The organism is Psychrobacter alimentarius (assembly GCF_001606025.1).
In the GTDB taxonomy this organism is placed as follows: Bacteria; Pseudomonadota; Gammaproteobacteria; order Pseudomonadales; family Moraxellaceae; genus Psychrobacter; species Psychrobacter alimentarius.
In genome coordinates this window covers 1305214-1321195 of sequence record NZ_CP014945.1, presented here as the reverse complement: position 1 = coordinate 1321195, position 15982 = coordinate 1305214, and the positions used below count along the sequence as shown (strand labels likewise).

Sequence of the window (15982 nt, the reverse complement as noted above, 5' to 3'; positions counted from 1 at the left end):
GTAAACTATTTTTTGTATGAGCATTCCTAACCATATTCTCGAACAATTAAATAGCCAAGCTGACTTAATCAGTATCATTGGACGTCATACCACGCTCAAAAGAGCGGGCAACGAATATAAAGGCTGCTGCCCTTTTCATGGTGAAAAGTCGCCTTCTTTTTATGTCAATCCACAAAAAAACATTTATCACTGTTTTGGTTGCGGGGTTGGTGGTAACGCCATCAGTTTCTTGCGAGACTATGAAAGCTTAACGTTTATTGAAGCCGTTAATGAGCTGTCAAAGCAAACGGGCATTGAGGTGCCAAAAGAAGAACAGCAAAATGTTAGCTATCAACGCACCAAACAGTCCACTGTCAAGCCGACATCTCAAACACCAACAGCTACTCAATCAGACAATCCTACGCCTGTTGGTCAAAATCAAGACAATAGCTCTCTGTCGTATTCAGATTCTGTCATTTACGATGATGGTCATTATGACAACTATCCACCATTAGACGTTTATGACTCAGCGCCTTATTCATCTGAGGGCTACGGCTCAGATTATCAAAGCAGCGGCGACAGCGGTAATGGTTATCCACCTTCGTGGCTGACAGATACTGACGCAATCACAGATCTGCACAGTATGGATCATTCTGCTGATGAAGACGGTAACTTGTATGAGCTACTCGAGCAAATACAGCAGTTTTATCAGCACAACCTTGCTACTCACCCTCATGCCAAGCACTATTTTTTATCACGTGGTATCGCAGAAGACATATTTGAGACGTTCGGTTTGGGGTATGCCCCTTTTGGCTGGCAGCATCTTGAGCATCAATTTCCACAAGATATTGAAGGATTAAAAGCATTAGGTTTGGTTCGCCAATCAGAATCTGGACGAGATTACGACTTATTGCGTGATCGTGTGATTTTTCCTATTCGGGACAATCAAGGTCGCACTATTGGCTTTGGTGGTCGAGCACTCGACAATGAAGTAAAACCCAAATATATCAACTCCTCAGATTCACCCGTTTTTCACAAGCAGCATGTGCTATACGGCTATTATGAGTCACGCCAGCAACGTGCTGACAGCTGGCTTGTGGTCGAAGGCTATATGGATGTCATTGCCCTCTATCAAGCGGGTATTTATGGCGCAGTCGCATCAATGGGTACGGCAATTAATGAGAGTCAGATATCTCGATTGTTGACATTGAACCCGACTTTGACCCTAAGTTTCGATGGTGATAGTGCAGGACAAAAAGCCGCTTGGCGCACGCTTGAAGTGGCTTTGCCTGTATTGGCTGATGATAAAGAGTTGCGGTTTTTAACTTTACCCAACAACCATGACCCTGACACCTTTATCAAAAGTCAGGGGGGCGATGCCATGCGCGAGCAAATCGCCAATGCCATGCCTTTATCTCAGTATATTTTTGCTTATTTGAGTGAGCGTTATGACTTAACCTTGGCTGAAGGCAAAGCCAAACTGATGTCTCAAGTTCGTTCGTTAACGACGGCCTTACCCAAAGGCAGCAGCTTTCGCTATCTGCTTAATAATGATATTTATCAAAAACTGGGCGGCAAACGTAGTCAAAATGTCGAGGCCAAAGATGCGCTGTTAGATTTTGATGGTGACATGACCATCAGTCAGCAACTGCAACTTTGTTTTTTGTTTCAACCGCGCACGCTTATTGATGACCCTATAGAAATCATTTGGCAGCGTGCTGGTATCAACAGTTTGCATTTGCCTCCCCATATCCAACAAAAAGCATCGCCTGACGTTTTGCGTCCTGTGGCTTGGGAGGACTTACAAGACAACGCCTTGCTTGATATTGTCAGTACCATCAAACGCTGTCTCAATTACTTGCCAAAAGATGCCAATGCAGCGGCGCACTTTATCTTATCCAATCTAAAGCCGCTCACGCAAGAGACGCTTAGCCGTGGTTGGGGTGGATTTTATAAAACATTGACCGCAAGAAATGTATTAAGCCTAGATGAGCTGGTTGAAAATTTGGTCATGCAGTTGCTCAAATTACATTTACAAAAAAAGATGCAAGAGCTGATAAAAAATCCAGACCATATCAAACTGGCAATTGTTCGTAAGCAGTCGCAGTTATTGAATGACTGGTTGCGCGCCCAACAAGCCGAACAATCGGCGCAGATGGTCACCGTTCAATCTTAGCGCCTACGCTTAATTTTTGTTTCTCAAACGGTTGCCCTTTAAAAGTATCGTGGCTGCCCCCACTACTAATGATTATGCCCAGTAGCATGTGAAGCCTATTAATCGTTTCGCTGATGGCAAATAATCAGTAAAAAATAGTGGGTAGATATCACTACCTCGTGCTTGACCGCGCTGGTCTGTGTTAAACTGTGTCGCTGTGTATTTGTAGCATTGCTTAGTAAGTGATGATACGCACGCCTCGTTAAGCACACATTTTTTAGGTATCTGTTTTTTAGGCCTCAGTGTTTGAAGCCTTTTTGAATGTTTAGCTGTTTTTCAGCAGTGTTATTGTAGTGTTTTGAGCCTTTATTCATATCAACTCATTTTTGATATTATTGACAACCTCTACGCCCCATTTTGATCAATCGATTGATAAGATCAACGCACCCAACAAGCGATAGCGAGTCACAATATAAAAATGTCCGATGCAAGTAAGCGAGTATTTATGAACGATAAGTCAGTTTCTAAGTCCACATCTCAACTGGCCACCTTAATCCAGATGGGTAAAGAGCAGGGGTATCTCACCTATGCTGAGGTGAATGACCAACTGCCCGACTCTATTACCGAAAGCGATCAGATCGAAGATATTGTGCAAATGCTAACTGACGTTGGTATTAAAATCTTTGAATCAGCACCCGATGCCGATGACATCTTGATGAACGATGATTCAAGTGATGATGATATGGCAGCGGATGAAGCAGCAGCCGTATTGGCGTCTGTTGAGACGGAGCCCGGTCGTACCACTGATCCTGTGCGTATGTATATGCGTGAAATGGGTACTGTTGATCTACTTACCCGTGAAGGTGAGATCTCCATTGCTAAGCGTATCGAAGAAGGTATTCGTGATGTACAGCATGCTATGGCCTATTGGCCAGGTACTGTGCAGTTCGTCCTTGATGAATATCAAAAAGTGCAAGATGGTGAGAAAAAGCTTTCTGACGTCATTACTGGTTTTTTAGATCCTGAAACCGAAGAAGACAAGATTGCTGCCCAAGAAGCCAAAGAAGCAGCAAAAGAAGAGCGAGAGCGAATCAAAGAAGAAAAAGAAAACCCACCAATCATCAAAGCAAAAGCCAATGCCAAGGCACTAGCATTAGATGATGATGACGAAGATGAAGACGACGTTGAAGAAGAAGCCGAAGAAGAAACCAGCGGTCTTGATCCAGAGGAAGTCCGCTTACGTCTAGAAGAAATCGAGCATTTATTCATCAAAGCCAAGCAAGCCTTGTTAGACTACGGCCGTGGTAGTGTACAAGCAGATGACGCTTATGCCCTACTCGCTGAACGTTTTATGATGTTAAAGCTGAACAACCGCTTGTCAGATCAAGTCATGGCCATCATGCATGATGTTTATGATGACGTGCGTAAGCTTGAGCGCCAAATCATGCGTTTGGTTATTCGCCGTGGTCGTATGCCGCGTGAAGAGTTCCGTAAGACTTTCCCAAGTAACGAAACCAACGTCGATTGGCTTATTGAGCGCATCAAGGGCAAACCTGCATTTGCTGGCACACTAGAAAAAGTCACTGATGACGTTATTTTATTACAACGTCGTATCCGTGATTATGAGCAGCAGCTCGACATGAAAATCCACGACATGAAAGACGTGGCGCGTCGTATGGCTGTCGGTGAAGCAAAAGCTCGCCGTGCCAAAAAAGAGATGGTTGAGGCTAACTTACGTCTGGTAATCTCTATCGCCAAAAAGTATACCAATCGTGGCCTACAGTTCTTGGATTTGATTCAAGAAGGTAACATTGGTCTGATGAAAGCGGTGGATAAGTTTGAATATCGTCGTGGTTATAAATTCTCAACGTATGCTACGTGGTGGATTCGTCAGGCAATCACCCGTTCTATCGCTGACCAAGCCCGTACCATTCGTATCCCTGTACATATGATTGAGACCATCAACAAGATTAACCGCGTCTCACGTCAGTTGCTACAAGAAATGGGACGTGAGCCGACGCCTGAGGAATTAGGCGAACGCTTAGAGATGGACGAAGTCAAAGTCCGTAAAGTGTTGAAAATCGCCAAAGAGCCTATCTCAATGGAGACGCCAATTGGTGATGATGAAGATTCACACTTAGGTGACTTCATTGAAGATGGCACGATTTCAAGTCCTGTCGATGATGCGACGTCTGCTGGTCTGCGTGAAGCCACTCGTGATGTACTAGGCAATCTGACTGAGCGTGAAGCACGTGTGCTTAAAATGCGTTTTGGTATCGATATGCCAACCGACCACACGCTTGAAGAAGTCGGTAAACAGTTTGACGTGACGCGTGAGCGTATTCGTCAGATTGAGGCAAAAGCATTGCGTAAACTGCGTCATCCATCACGTTCTGAGCACTTGCGTTCTTTCCTTGAAAACGACTAAGCTTCTAGTAAGCTTAGTATAAAAAAAGCCGAGTTTATCTCGGCTTTTTTTTATGTGTTAATCCAGGCTATTAATGAGCCCCTAAGTTTTTTTCAGCATCGGGTTTATCATGAATACCAAAACGCTCTATCATCGTTTGGCTCGCTTCGTTTAGACCTATTAGTTCAACCTCGGTGCCTTCACGGCGAAACTTGATGATAACTTTATCAATCGCAGCAACTGCCGTCACATCCCAAAAGTGTGCTCGTGATACGTCAATAATGACTTTGGAGACAGACTCTTTGATATCGAAGGATTCCGTCATACGCTCTGCTGATGAGAAGAATACTTGACCGTCAACGTGATAATGACGATTACCTGCAGCATCCATATAGGTATGCACACTCATATAGCGCTCGATTTTGTTGGCGAAAAACAACGCTGATAGTAATACTCCAATGAGTACCCCATACGCTAAGTTATGAGTGGCGACTACCACAGCAACTGTCGTAATCATCACAAGATTACTTTGTAGCGGCTTGGTTTTCAGCTCTTTAAAAGAGCCCCAATTAAACGTACCAATTGACACCATGATCATCACAGCAACCAATGCTGCCATTGGAATCAGCTTTAGCCAGTCACTCAAAAACACGACCATGAGTAATAAAAACACACCTGCAACCAAGGTAGACAGCCTTGTATAGCCGCCAGATTTTACATTAATAATAGACTGCCCAATCATCGCACAGCCTGCCATGCCACCAAAAAACCCGCTAAAGATATTTGCGATGCCTTGACCTTTACACTCTTGGGTACGATCCCCTTTGGTATCGGTCAAATCATCAACGATGGTCATGGTCATCATAGACTCAAGCAAACCGACGATCGCCAAACTAATAGAATATGGAAAAATAATTAATAAGGTATTTAGGTTTAGCGGAATATCTGGTATCAAAAATAGAGGCAAAGTATCAGGAAGCTGCCCCATATCATTAATGGTACGCGCCTCTGCTCCAAACAAAATAGCGATTGCGGTCACCAGTACAATACTGATGAGCGGTGATGGAATCACTTTGCCAATTTTGGGAATGTAGGGATAGCCATAAATAATCACTAGACCTAATGCTACCAGACCATAGACATGTACCAAATTTGAGCCTGCTTGCGGCATCAACTCAGGAATCTGCGACATAAATATCAAAATGGCCAACGCATTGATAAAACCAAGGACAACAGATTGAGAAACATATTTCATCAAATTACCGAGCTTTAAAAAGCCAAAGATAATCTGTATGACGCCTGTCAATACACTGGCTGCTAGCAAATATTGCAAACCGTGCTCTTTGACCAATGTGACCATTAACAGCGCCATTGCACCCGTTGCCGCAGAAATCATGGCTGGACGTCCACCAACGAATGAAATCACCACAGCGATACAGAATGAAGCGTAGAGACCTACTTGAGGATCTACACCAGCAATAATAGAAAAAGCAATCGCTTCAGGAATAAGGGCCAAAGCCACCACCATGCCAGCCAAGACATCGCCTCTCACGTTGCCTAGCCAGTGTTCTTTAATTGTATTCAACATTTTGAGCTCAGTTTTTGAGCGCAGCTTTAGTTTGTCAATAAACAAAGTATTTTGAAAACAGCTGAGCCAAACAATCTGACACATTTTTATCTGAGCATGATGCCCATCAAGTAATGAGTATAAAAATGTGAACTGTCATCGTTAGTCAGTCGTTGTCATAACTTACTTTTCGTGGTTTGAGCTTGATGATTCATTTGATCTTAATGATGCAGTAGAAACATCGAATAATGAGACAAACATAAAAGCAGCGCATATGCATAAGAAAAAGCGTCAGACGCTTTATAAGAGTCATTGCTGTCAATAGCAATGTTTACTGAGGAGAGATGCAACTAGGGTGGCGTATTCATCTTTGTGGTAGGTAGCTTTTTTGAGTGTATGAAATAATATTTGCGGTCATTCTAACATAGATGCGTTCGATTTATAAAATCCTATTTTGTTTGTGAGCGATAGACTTTGATGAACTTATGGTTGGTGGACTTTACACATTTTATTTCTATATTAAAATCTTCGTGTACACTACGTAGCGCATTTATACCCTTATCGCTAGGAAACTGACATGATTGTTCGGCAAAAACCTCACCGTTTTAAAATATTTTTTACCCTTCGCGGTTCAATCATTCCAAAAATCTATCCACAAATTCTGTTAATTGCTCTACTAAGTACTTTGATTACGATTGTGCAGCACTGGATTCCGAACTCATTCCCCTACTATGGGACAGCGACCTTTACTTTACTCGGTGTCGCTTTATCATTGTTTTTAGGATTTCGTAATAATGCAAGCTATCAGCGTTGGTGGGAAGCTCGCAGTCTCTGGGGTCAGCTGGTGTACGAATGTCGCAGCCTCACTCGTCAAGTCTTGTCTTTTATAGACGAAGAAGACAAAGCTGGACAAAATTTGCAGAAAAACATGATTTATCTAACCATTGCGTTTACTCACGCTGTGCGCCATCGCCTTCGTGATACTGAGCCGTGGCAAGATATCGAGCGGTTTGTTGACCCAACGCATCATGTCAGCATGCGTCAAGCGCAAAACTTACCTGATTATCTGATGCGTTTAATGGGGAAAGCGCTTGGGGATATTCGACGTCAAGGGCTTACGTCAGAGCAAGTGATACAAAACATGGACGAACGTCTGACATCGATGACGATTGTCTTGGCTGCCTGTGAGCGTATTCATAATACGCCACTGCCCTTTGCTTATATGCTATTGGTGCATCGTACGACCTACTTGTATTGTATTATGCTGCCCTTTGGCTTGGTTGCCTCTCTAGGCTGGGCAACGCCTCTCATTTGTGCGGTGATTGCCTATACGTTTTTTGGTCTGGATGCGCTGAGCGAGGAGCTTGAAGAACCCTTTGGCATGGCTGCCAACCAACTACCGCTTACCGCTCTGTCACGTACTATTGAGATCAATTTATTAGAAGCCTTGGAAGAACCAGACTTGCCACCTGCTATTGCACCTATCAATGATTATCTGTCATAACGGTATAATGGCAACGCTCGTCGTTGCTTATGACAGCGCCTGACTGATCATGGTTGGATATCACGGTACTTGAAAAATCGTGCAGATACCACCATAAATAGCCCATAAAGAAACTCCCCTTAATAAAGGCACCTGTCCAGCAATTGAGTTCATTAAAAGCCTGAGTCTGTCTCAGCTTTTTGGCTTTGTTAAGGCCAATATTTATATAGCCAAATTCTTAGAAAAGCGAGGCATACATCATGAGTGATGATCAAAGAGACAATAGCCAAAACCCAGCAAACAAAAGAGCGGTGAATGTGACTGACCTCACGCCCAATGAAGGCATCTTAAAAGGCAAAAAAACGGACATTCAAAATCCTGAGCTTTGGGATTTTCCGATGAACTATCCTTTAAGTATTATTGGTCATGAAGGCCAGCACGAAAGCTTGCTTAATGAAGTGAAGCTTATCTTGGGCAGTCAGTTCCCAGATTTTGATTTGGCCTCTATCGAAGTCAAGCCCTCTAGAACGGGTCGTTTTCACTCAGCGCGGGTCAATCTATATTTAACCAATGCCAATCAGGTCAATGCGCTGTATGCGTCACTTGATAACGCCAAAACGGTACGCATGGTTGTTTAATAAGACCGTCGTTATTTAACGGGATGATAGTTGGTTAAAACCACTATCTTTTTCGTCCAAATCGTCACTCGCTATTAATAACATACGGGTGGCGATTTTTTATGGTTTGATGTACAATCTGCGCCCTCATTTTTATTACTAGCCTGCTCTTTATGGCCTGATAATTTGTGAAGGAATCAAAAGCAAACGGTCATTCCATTTTTACAAAAAATTTATTATTTTTCTTATTCTCGCTTAACCCTTGTCCCATCGTCCTTTGCCAAAATATGGACTGTCAGCAACATAGTTTTATCGTAAAATCAATATAGTATTTTCAAAACTTTCCCGCTATATTGTGCCTACCTACTAACAAACACGCTACATGTAGTACTCAATGATTTTAATCATCATCATGAGTAGCGGCAGCTTTTTGCCTAAAAAAACCTGTCGCGCTAGCGTTATAAAGAATGTCTGCCAAGTACCAGCCGGGCAGCATCACTATAAGTAATCAACTTAAGAGGCCAACATGACACATATTGATAAAATCCAAGTAACCAAACGTGATGGACGTTTAGAACCTATTAATTTAGACAAAATTCATAAGGTTATCGCGTGGGCCGCTGATGGTTTAGAAAATGTGTCAGTATCACAAGTTGAGCTAAAGTCGCACATCCAGTTTTATGAAGGCATCAAGACTCGCGATATCCACGAAACCATCATCAAGTCAGCCGCCGATCTTATCTCTGAAACCACCCCTGACTATCAGTATCTAGCCGCGCGTTTGGCCATTTTTCATCTGCGTAAAATTGCCTACAACAGATTTACGCCGCCGCATCTTTATGATCATGTCAAAACCTTAACGGACGCAGGCAAGTACGATCAGCACATCTTAGCGGACTATAGCCGTGCTGAATTTGACGAGCTAGAAGAGTATCTTGACCATTGGCGCGATATGAACCTTGCTTATGCTGCTGTTGAGCAAATGGCGGGGAAATACCTTGTACAAGATCGCGTGACCAAGACGGTCTTTGAAAGCCCGCAGTTCTTGTACATGCTCGTTGGTATGTGTTTGTTTGCTGGTTATGACAAATCAGACCGCCTACACTACGTCAAACGCTTCTATGATGCGACCTCAGAATTCAAAATCTCACTACCGACGCCTATCATGTCAGGTGTGCGTACGCCATCTCGTCAATTTAGCTCGTGCGTCTTAATCGAATGTGGTGATAGCTTAGACTCAATCAACGCGACCACCAGTGCCATCGTACGCTATGTGTCACAGCGTGCTGGTATCGGCATCAACGCAGGCCGTATTCGCGCCCTTGGTAGCCCTATCCGTGGCGGCGAAGCACAGCATACTGGCTGTATTCCTTTTTATAAATTGTTCCAAACTGCCGTTAAATGCTGCTCACAAGGTGGCGTCCGTGGCGGTGCTGCGACGTTGTTCTACCCACTATGGCATTTAGAAGTTGAGTCATTACTGGTACTCAAAAACAACCGCGGTGTTGAAGATAACCGTGTCCGTCATATGGACTACGGCGTACAGTTAAACAAAACGATGTACACGCGCCTCATCAAAGGTCAAGACATCTCGCTATTCTCACCAGGCGATACCCCAGGCCTTTACGATGCGTTCTTTGAAGATCAAGACAAGTTCGAAGAGTTATACACCAAGTACGAAAACGATCCTAACGTGCGTAGCCGCCAAATCCCAGCGGCAGATTTGTTCAGCCTGATGATGCAAGAGCGCGCCAGCACAGGTCGTATCTATATCCAAAACGTCGATCATTGCAACACGCACAGCCCATTTGACGCGACGGTTGCACCGATTCGCCAGTCAAACCTATGTATGGAAATCGCACTACCGACCAAACCACTTGATAACATCAATGACGAAGAAGGCGAAATCGCGCTGTGTACTCTATCAGCGGTCAACTTGGGTAAAGTTGAAAACGTCAGCGATATCGAAGAGCCAGCCGAGCTAATCGTGCGTGCGCTTGATGCCCTGCTCGACTACCAAGACTATCCCGTCAAAGCGGCTCAAAACGGCAGCATGCGTCGCCGTACACTCGGTGTGGGCGTGATCAACTATGCTTATTACTTAGCCAAAAATGGTGTGCGCTATTCAGATGATTCAGCACTAGGTCTAACCCATCAAACATTTGAAGCACTGCAGTTCTATCTCTTGAAAGCGTCAAACAAATTGGCAAAAGAGCAAGGCGCGTGCCCTGCGTTCAATGAGACCACCTACTCACAAGGTATCTTGCCGATTGATACGTACAAAGCCGACTTGGATAAAATCTGCCAAGAGCCTCTACATCTCGATTGGGAAACGCTACGTGGCGAGATCACTGAACACGGTCTACGCAACTCTACCTTAACCGCGTTGATGCCGTCTGAGACCTCTAGTCAGATCGCCAACGCGACCAACGGTATCGAGCCACCACGTGGTCTGGTCTCTATCAAAGCGTCAAAAGACGGCATCTTAAAGCAAGTCGTGCCTGAGATTGACAAGCTAAAAGATCAGTACGAGTTACTATGGCAAATGCCAAACAATGACGGTTACCTAAAGCTGGTCGCTATCATGCAGAAGTTCGTCGATCAAAGTATCTCTGCCAATACCAACTACGATCCTGTTCGTTATGCAGGTGGTCGTGTACCGATGAAGATATTGCTAAAAGACTTGCTAAACGCTTATAAGATGGGTGTGAAGACGTTGTACTACCATAACACGCGTGATGGTGCGAACGATGCCCAAGCAGATATGGAAGATGACTGCGCTGGCGGTGCATGTAAGATCTAAGTTTTGATGGATGATTATGACATGAGTAGAACTATCTACTTATGTCATAAAACTAATAGTTTAACTCTATGAGTAAACCCTATGAACTTAAAGCGCAAACATCACTTTGTGAGTCAGTTTTATCTAAAAAGTTGGTATAACAATGTTGAAAAAATTATTGTTTGGGATGGCGATAAAACTTTTCCGTCACTAACAAAGTCTATAGCTTATGAAAAAGACTTGTATAAGTTAACCCCTCTTACATCTTATCAAATATCTTTTTTTGAAGAACATTTGAGACAAATGAGCCTAGATGATACATCTACCTATAATTATGTAATTAGAAATATACTCGTAATTCACAATGGTTTTAACTTTCTAGACACAATTGAAAATAACTATTCTGAAGAAATATTTGACTTAAAGAAGAAATTTTCTTTTAATTTTCTAGAAGATAAATTCGCTGTTGAAGAAGCGGAATTTAGTAAAGTCATTAAAAAAATAATTCTAAAGCCTAAATCAAAAATATCTTTAAATGACTATTACGCTTTAGTCCACTTTTTTGTGTTTCAACTTTTTAAAACACCTAGAAAAATCAATAGATTTCTAGATGTTAATCAGCAGTCTTCAATCTTTAAAGGCTTAGATTTTACACAACCGGAACTTAGAAGTTACACATTGCTTTTCATACAATGTTTAAGCGAAAGAGCTCATACTTCTTTGATTTCCAGACTTTACAGCATTAAAATTTATAATAATATTTCTGATACCAATTTCATTACCTCAGATGACCCATGTTTTAATCAAAAATTCGATGAAAACGAGTTTTATGTACAGCTTCCAATTTCACCAAAAGTTATGATTGAGTTAGCAGCAAATCCTTATGAAGAAAAATACATAAATTCTATGACTGCGTATTTCAATTTTCATAAAAAAGAAGCTGATAACGTTATATTGACCGAACCTCTTGTGACTTTCCATGAACTAGAACAAACAGAAGTAATTGAGTTAAATAAGAAAATATTTGAAAATAAAGATAGATTTGTATACGCCCAAACTACAAGTGATATTGAGTCTATTAGCTAGCATAGATTGGGTAGAGCTTACGATATCTAACCTACAGGACAGTAATAAGATTAAATTGTAGGGTGAGCCCAAACGGAAGAATCATTAATAAAAAAGAAAGACGCCCTAGCAAGACTTTTTAGTCGCGACTATAGCGGTATCCTGCCAACGACGATGGCGATGCGGTCTGTGACTGAGCGTAGTATCGAGGCAACAGGAATGCGGTCAGCCACGATAGACTGCACGCCAGCGGCAAGGCAGATACAAGCGGTAGGCGGGATTGACTACTGTTATAATTAAAACATACAGATAGAACTAAAACGACGGAGGTCATGTGCACTATACCGCAATCATCAAAGACGGTGGTTTGTTTATCCCAAACGTATTTTCAGACCTAAACGATGGTGGCTCGCATATCGTACAAGTCGAGGTTGATATTGCAGCGGTGCGTCAGCAGTTAGATGCGAGCGAAGCGCCAAAAGCAGACACGCCAAGAGCACCTAAAAAACAAGTAAAAAAGCAGACCAAAAAAGAAGTACAAAAAGCAGCGGAAAATGCTGACGTGAATACCCTACGTAAGAGCGCACTTGATGAATTAGAAGCATTAGATGATAGTGAACTAAGCGAGATATTCAAAGCTTATATGAATGATGGACAAGAATCCTCACAGATATCCTTAGAAAATCTATAATATCGTCGATACATTCGACCCAGTATTTTTACAGCAGCATTTTTAACCTTCACATTAATAACCGTATCACTTATAAAGGCAGTCCCATGACTTACTCGATTTTTTCTCAAACGCCAAACAATGCGCTAAAAGAGCCGATGTTCTTTGGTCAGCCCGTCAACGTGGCGCGCTATGACCAACAAAAACACCCAATCTTTGAGCAATTGATTGAAAAGCAGTTGTCGTTTTTTTGGCGTCCAGAAGAAGTCGATGTATCACGCGACCGTATGGATTTTAGCAACCTATCATCCCACGAGCAGCACATATTTTTGAGCAACCTCAAGTACCAGACCCTACTCGACTCTATCCAAGGTCGTAGTCCAAACGTCGTGCTCTTGCCACTGGTGTCTATCCCTGAGCTTGAGACGTGGATTGAGACGTGGTCGTTTAGCGAGACCATTCATTCACGCAGCTATACCCACATCATTCGCAATATCGTCAATGATCCAAACATTATCTTTGACGACATCATGCAAAACGAACACATCTTAGGCCGTGCCTCTGATATTGCTCAGTATTATGATGAGCTATACCGCAACTCGCAGCTATATAGCTTGTACGGTGCTGGCACGCATAACATCAATGGCAAAGAAATCACAGTCGATTTACGCGCACTGAAAAAACAGATGTATCTGTGCATCATGGCAGTCAACGTCTTAGAAGCCATTCGTTTTTATGTGTCATTTGCATGCTCGTTTGCTTTCGCTGAGCGTAAATTGATGGAAGGCAATGCCAAAATCATCAAGCTCATTGCTCGTGATGAAGCGCTGCATTTGACGGGCACACAGCACATGCTAAACCTCATGCGTAATGGTCGTGACGATCCTGAGATGGTCGAGATTGCCGCCGAGTGTTATGAAGAAAGTATTGAGATCTTCCGCAAAGCGGCTGAGCAAGAAAAAGAATGGGCAGGCTATCTGTTTAAAGACGGCTCAATGATTGGTCTAAACAAAGACATTCTGTGCCAGTATATCGAGTACATCACCAACTTACGTATGGAAGCGGTCGGCTTGCCAGCGGCGTTCCCGAACTCAAAATCAAACCCGATTCCGTGGATCAATACGTGGCTGTCTTCTGACAACGTGCAAGTTGCGCCGCAAGAGACAGAGATTAGCTCGTACTTGGTTGGTCAGATTGACTCTGATCTATCAGACAGTGACTTCGATGACTTTGAACTTTAATAATTTTAAGCTTTAATGCATCTAAGCGTTAATGAATTTAAGCGGTAAGCATCTATTACATTTGCGAACCGCTAGTAAGAAAAGCTTATACCAATTGCGCATTTATATGGTACTCAAAAATTCTGGAACATCAGACAACCAGTGAAATAGGATCAAGACTATGACTTGGGTAATGACCAGTAAAAAACAGTTTTACTTACATGATGATGAAAGCCTGCTCGATGGATTGCTACGGACAGGGCATGAAGTGAATTATCAATGCCGTGAAGGCTATTGTGGTAGTTGTCGCATCAAACGTATTGCCAGCTCCCATACGATTGATTATCCCTTTCATCCGCTTGCCATGATTGAGGACGATGAAATCCTGCCTTGCTGTTGCCGTGTGCAAGGAGTGATTTATATCAATCATGAGGTTGTCGTAAAATAACTGCTTATACATTTAAAAAATCATCAAAAAAGCGCGCTATCTGTTGAGATAGCGCGCTTTTTCTTATAGATTGCTCTGGTTTCTTTGTTTAAAACTTTGCTAAATGTGCCTGTTATAAAGGCGCACCATCTCGCTCGAACAATTTTAATAGCTCTTCACGCATACGGTCACGCTCGGCCTCTGACATCATAGGTACTTCTTGCTGCTCACCTTGTAGGCCTAACTGGCCGTCTTCATCTTGCATCATCACCACTGGCTGCTCAACGGTCTCTTGTGCTGGGCGCTCTTCTAATAATATCTCTACTTGTGCATTTTTACCTTGACGCAATATTTGTGCATTCAGCTTGGTATTAGGCGATTTGCGCGCAACATACTGAATCAGCGTGTTGGCATCTGTCATCTCAACACCATCAATAGTCAAGATAATATCGCCAACACGTAACCCACTCTTAGCAGCAGGGCCACCTTCGATGACATTTAAGACTTCTACCCCTGTTGAGGTTTCAAGCTGTGTCGGATCACGTAGCTGTGATTGTATCTCGATACCCAGCCAACCGCGGCTTACTCGACCATCTTTAATCAGAGCATTCATAACCTGCTCGACGATAGAAGTAGGAATGGCAAAACCGATACCCATAGAGCCGCCAGAGCGTGAGAAAATCACGGTATTGATCCCAAGTAGCTCACCATATGCATCTACCAATGCGCCGCCAGAGTTACCAGGATTGATTGCCGCATCGGTTTGTACAAAGTCTTCAAACTTATTGACGCCAAGGCCTGTGCGCCCTGTAGCTGAGATGATGCCTTGTGTCACGGTCTGACCGACTCCAAATGGGTTACCAATGGCTAATGCCACATCGCCCACTCGAATGGGTTCTTCACGGAAGCCAAGCGGCGTCAGTCCAGTCATGTCTACTTTAATCACGGCCAAGTCACTGTCTGGATCTGTCCCAATGACTTTGGCACGGCTCTTACGACCATCGTTAAAGGCAACCGTAATCTCATCTGCCTTTTCGATGACATGGGCATTGGTCACGATATAGCCATCTTCTGACACAATCACACCAGAGCCTAAATTGGTATTGCCCTGCTCTTGTGATGGGCCACCATGATATTCAAAGAACCGGCGCAATACTGGATCATCCATGTAAGGGTGCTCGGTCATGGTTTGCGTGGTGTAGATATTGACAACCGACTGCGACGCTCGAGCGACCGCGTTATGATACGAAGCAATGGGCGCTGGTGTATCACTGGTAGGCGCTGAAGCTTGTTGCTCAGCTGGCGTGGTTCTTGGCGGCTCCCATGTATCCTTAGACGGCGACTTCATACTCATAAACAACCAGACAAATGCGGCAATCACTATCAGTAATAAAACCCAAGGTAACCATTTTAGCAAAGGCGCCTTGTTGTTGGTGTTCCGAGATGACGACATATAAAACCTCTATAAATTTGATACAAACGAACGAAAGTGAATGAAGTAAGAGAAACGTGCTGACTTCACATAACCTACCTAGTGGCAATTAGTGCAGAGAGGTCATCATAGGTGATGTTGGGTACAGGCTCACGTGCCTAAATTATAACTGTCAACA

At 43.2% G+C, this 15982-nt stretch carries 11 protein-coding genes; 9 read left to right on the top strand and 2 right to left on the bottom strand.

Translation table 11 applies throughout. The annotated features are described in order from the left end of the window. Positions 1 to 16 precede the first annotated feature (16 nt). Together A3K91_RS05495 and rpoD are read left to right on the top strand one after the other, a co-directional pair. Positions 17 to 2155: a DNA primase gene (locus tag A3K91_RS05495; protein WP_062844358.1), complete on the top strand. Its 2139-nt coding sequence runs from the start codon at positions 17 to 19 to the stop codon at positions 2153 to 2155. Positions 2156 to 2639: 484 nt separating this feature from the next. Further along, positions 2640 to 4562, top strand: coding sequence for an RNA polymerase sigma factor RpoD (gene rpoD, locus A3K91_RS05490; RefSeq protein ID WP_062844357.1), 1923 nt, complete (start codon positions 2640 to 2642; stop codon positions 4560 to 4562). Between the two features lie 70 nt (positions 4563 to 4632). Here the strand turns inward: rpoD and A3K91_RS05485 are convergent, their stop codons facing one another. Next, positions 4633 to 6129 (bottom strand): SulP family inorganic anion transporter, encoded by a 1497-nt coding sequence (locus tag A3K91_RS05485; RefSeq protein WP_062845880.1) that lies wholly within the window; start codon positions 6127 to 6129, stop codon positions 4633 to 4635. Between the two features lie 556 nt (positions 6130 to 6685). On the opposite strand from A3K91_RS05485, the gene A3K91_RS05480 reads away from it, so the two are divergent. The 7 genes from A3K91_RS05480 (at position 6686) to yfaE (ending at position 14393) form a co-directional block, all read left to right on the top strand. Further along, complete coding sequence (locus A3K91_RS05480; protein WP_062844356.1) at positions 6686 to 7612, top strand: bestrophin family protein; 927 nt, start codon at positions 6686 to 6688, stop codon at positions 7610 to 7612. 239 nt (positions 7613 to 7851) lie between these two features. Further along, positions 7852 to 8229 carry a YbeD family protein gene (locus tag A3K91_RS05475; RefSeq protein WP_084387272.1) on the top strand — a complete coding sequence of 126 codons (378 nt, stop codon included), beginning with the start codon at positions 7852 to 7854 and terminating at the stop codon, positions 8227 to 8229. A gap of 505 nt (positions 8230 to 8734) precedes the next feature. Beyond that, entirely contained in the window at positions 8735 to 11011 is a 2277-nt protein-coding gene (nrdA, locus tag A3K91_RS05470; protein ID WP_062844355.1) for a class 1a ribonucleoside-diphosphate reductase subunit alpha, read from the top strand. 81 nt (positions 11012 to 11092) lie between these two features. Further along, complete coding sequence (locus A3K91_RS05465; RefSeq protein ID WP_062844354.1) at positions 11093 to 12076, top strand: DUF4238 domain-containing protein; 984 nt, start codon at positions 11093 to 11095, stop codon at positions 12074 to 12076. Between the two features lie 313 nt (positions 12077 to 12389). Continuing rightward, entirely contained in the window at positions 12390 to 12746 is a 357-nt protein-coding gene (locus A3K91_RS05460) for a hypothetical protein (protein ID WP_062844353.1), read from the top strand. 86 nt (positions 12747 to 12832) lie between these two features. Further along, positions 12833 to 13966 carry a class Ia ribonucleoside-diphosphate reductase subunit beta gene (gene nrdB / locus A3K91_RS05455; RefSeq protein ID WP_062844352.1) on the top strand — a complete coding sequence of 378 codons (1134 nt, stop codon included), beginning with the start codon at positions 12833 to 12835 and terminating at the stop codon, positions 13964 to 13966. A 160-nt stretch (positions 13967 to 14126) separates the two neighbouring features. Continuing rightward, on the top strand, positions 14127 to 14393 hold the full coding sequence (yfaE, locus tag A3K91_RS05450) for a class I ribonucleotide reductase maintenance protein YfaE (RefSeq protein ID WP_062844351.1): 267 nt from the start codon (positions 14127 to 14129) through the stop codon (positions 14391 to 14393). A gap of 112 nt (positions 14394 to 14505) precedes the next feature. Here the strand turns inward: yfaE and A3K91_RS05445 are convergent, their stop codons facing one another. After that, entirely contained in the window at positions 14506 to 15825 is a 1320-nt protein-coding gene (locus tag A3K91_RS05445; RefSeq protein ID WP_062844350.1) for a S1C family serine protease, read from the bottom strand. Positions 15826 to 15982: the final 157 nt, after the last annotated feature.

Excerpts from the sequence above, each read along its gene's own strand:
- A3K91_RS05495 (WP_062844358.1), top strand. The coding sequence starts at position 17 with ATGAGCATTCCTAACCATATTCTCGAACAATTAAATAGCCAAGCTGAC.
- A3K91_RS05445 (WP_062844350.1), bottom strand. The coding sequence starts at position 15,825 with ATGTCGTCATCTCGGAACACCAACAACAAGGCGCCTTTGCTAAAATGG.
- rpoD (WP_062844357.1), top strand. The coding sequence starts at position 2,640 with ATGAACGATAAGTCAGTTTCTAAGTCCACATCTCAACTGGCCACCTTA.
- A3K91_RS05485 (WP_062845880.1), bottom strand. The coding sequence starts at position 6,129 with ATGTTGAATACAATTAAAGAACACTGGCTAGGCAACGTGAGAGGCGAT.
- A3K91_RS05465 (WP_062844354.1), top strand. The coding sequence starts at position 11,093 with ATGAACTTAAAGCGCAAACATCACTTTGTGAGTCAGTTTTATCTAAAA.
- A3K91_RS05480 (WP_062844356.1), top strand. The coding sequence starts at position 6,686 with ATGATTGTTCGGCAAAAACCTCACCGTTTTAAAATATTTTTTACCCTT.
- nrdB (WP_062844352.1), top strand. The coding sequence starts at position 12,833 with ATGACTTACTCGATTTTTTCTCAAACGCCAAACAATGCGCTAAAAGAG.
- nrdA (WP_062844355.1), top strand. The coding sequence starts at position 8,735 with ATGACACATATTGATAAAATCCAAGTAACCAAACGTGATGGACGTTTA.
- yfaE (WP_062844351.1), top strand. The coding sequence starts at position 14,127 with ATGACTTGGGTAATGACCAGTAAAAAACAGTTTTACTTACATGATGAT.
- A3K91_RS05475 (WP_084387272.1), top strand. The coding sequence starts at position 7,852 with ATGAGTGATGATCAAAGAGACAATAGCCAAAACCCAGCAAACAAAAGA.